This window comes from Paenisporosarcina sp. P4_D4, assembly GCF_056401835.1.
Genome location: NZ_JBFUIO010000282.1, coordinates 1 through 1,482 on the forward strand (window position 1 = coordinate 1; position 1,482 = coordinate 1,482).

At 35.9% G+C, this 1,482-nt stretch carries 1 protein-coding gene and 1 pseudogene; both read left to right on the forward strand.

Features of this window, described 5'->3' with window-relative positions; genetic code table 11:
- Positions 1 to 110 precede the first annotated feature (110 nt).
- Positions 111 to 644, forward strand: a complete 534-nt coding sequence (locus tag AC1DSL_RS18110) for a DUF421 domain-containing protein (protein WP_477533313.1) — start codon at positions 111 to 113, stop codon at positions 642 to 644.
- A 320-nt stretch (positions 645 to 964) separates the two neighbouring features.
- A pseudogene (locus tag AC1DSL_RS18115) lies at positions 965 to 1,482 on the forward strand (CehA/McbA family metallohydrolase); the annotation flags it as partial.

The following is a 1,482-nucleotide window of genomic DNA, read 5'->3' on the forward strand; positions in this document are numbered from 1 at the left end:
CTGCCTCTTCTGTACCAAATGGAAATTCTCGTTTTATTCCTTACACCCTCTATATTAAATGTATATTATATTAGTCCTTTGGGAAAACTAATCAAAAAAGGGTTGGTAATATGGAATTAAATTTGATTTGGAATGCAGTTCTCATTGTTGTAGTGGGAGTGCTCTTATTAAGACTAGCTGGAAGAAATTCCATTTCTCAAATGACCGTCTCCGAACTTGTTATAATGATTACGATTGGACCTTTACTTAGTCGTCCTATCGAGAACCAAGGACTTTGGAACACATTTGGTGTTGCTTCTGTTCTCATACTTACAGTGTTTGTAATCCAGTATCTTAAAATAAAGTTTGAAGGGGTAGAAACACTTCTTACAGGAAAATCAGTATTAGTAATTGAAAATGGGACCATAAATGAAGAAAACATGAAAAAAATGAGACTTACTACTGACAATCTTGAAATGCGATTACGCCAAGTTGGAATCTACACTATAGGTGATCTAGAGTGGGGAACAATAGAGGTTAATGGAGAACTTGGTTATAAGTTGAACGCTAATAAACAACCAGCCACCAAGCAGGACATTCAGGATTTAATACTATTAATCGAATCCAAGTTTTCCGATACATCCTTTTCTTATCAAAAGGATTGATTTAATCAATCATTCGCATACCATTGTGAATGATCCGATCAGACCGGAGTTGCCGAAAGACTAGAATAATTTTTCTCAACTATACAGCACATAATAGAAAATCACAAAACACTCCTTCCGCCTGAAAAGGTAGAAGGAGTGTTTTTATTATTGGGTTTGGATAAATAATTTTGTTGAAAATATACTAAGTATTGTTAACTTATAGTAAATTTTGTTAAGAATTATCCGAAATATGGAAAATAAAAGCATCAATATGATAAATATTAGATTGTGTGAGAATTGTGTGAGTGATTGCACGACCAAAAGAAAGGGGTTTACAAGTGAGAAAGAAAAGTAGTGTTCTAATGAGAAAGGGCATAGCTTTGTTAATGCCGTTAGCTTTGATGATGCAAACGATTCCTGCCTATGCTGCAGGGGATAAGAGTGCACAGGACAGTGAACGGGCAGAGTATTTAGATCTGAAGTTATATACGGGGGAGTTGCATTCGCATACTTCCATTAGTGATGGTGTGTTGTTCCCGGAGGATGCTGTTAATCATGTGGCAGAAAATACGAATCTTGATTTTTACAGTACGTCGGAACATGATGTGACGTTTGATATAACTACTGGTAATGACTATCTGGAAAGCTACACAGATTCTTACTCGGATGAATACAAGTTTTCTCGATCAGAGCTTGATAGATTGAATTCTGACAGTCTTGTAACAATACCTGGTGTTGAAGTAACTTGGTATGACAATGCTGGGCATATCAATTTGTTCAATACAGAATGGTTTCCTAGAACATATGGAAAAGGGGCAACTGGACAATTTGGAATGGGCGAATTAATGTATGATCT

Coding starts and splice junctions, on each gene's coding strand:
- AC1DSL_RS18110 (WP_477533313.1), top strand. CDS start 111: ATGGAATTAAATTTGATTTGGAATGCAGTTCTCATTGTTGTAGTGGGA.